Genomic DNA, 686 nt, shown 5'->3' on the forward strand with positions numbered 1-686 from the left:
ACACGCTGCATCAGGCGCTGCAGGCTGGCCTTGGCCAGCGTCAGCTTCGGCAGCTTGTGCCGGGTCAGCGTGTAGCCCAGGTACCCCCGGTTCCAGGGTCGGTCCACCGCACTCTTGTCGCCATTGACCGTCAGCCTGAGCGAGCTCTCGAGAAAATCACTCAGACTGGCCATGACGCGCTCGCCCGCTCGCCGACTCCTGACATACACCTGCATGTCATCGGCGTAGCGGCAGAAGCGGTGACCGCGGCGTTCCAGTTCCTTATCCACGTCATCCAGCAGGATATTGGCCAGCAGCGGGCTGAGTGGCCCGCCCTGGGGCGTGCCCTGCCGGCGTGGCGCGGCCAGGCCGTCCTGGAACATCCCGGCTTCCAGATAGCGGCGGATCAGGCGCAACACTCGCTTGTCGCCGACGCGGCGCGCGACTCGCGCCATCAGCAGGTCGTGGTTCACCCGGTCGAAGAAGGCTTTCAGGTCAAGGTCGACCACCCAGCGGTGGCCGGCGGTGACATGGTCCTTCATCGCCGAGACGGCCTGCTGGGCACTGCGCCCCGGCCGATAGCCGTAACTCGATGCGGAGAACCCCGGATCGAAGATCGGCGTCAGCACCTGCAACAGCGCTTGCTGGATCAGCCGGTCGGTGACCGTGGGGATGCCAAGCTGACGCGTTCCGCCCTTGGGCTTGGG

General features: G+C 66.5%; 1 protein-coding gene. It reads right to left on the bottom strand.

Annotated features, from left to right (window positions below; genetic code table 11):
- Positions 1–686 (bottom strand): reverse transcriptase domain-containing protein (locus tag ACOMD9_RS21100; protein WP_421417982.1); only part of this gene is annotated, 686 nt, incomplete at both ends.

The sequence above is a fragment of the Halomonas terrestris genome, assembly GCF_049166755.1.
Lineage (GTDB): Bacteria > Pseudomonadota > Gammaproteobacteria > Pseudomonadales > Halomonadaceae > Halomonas.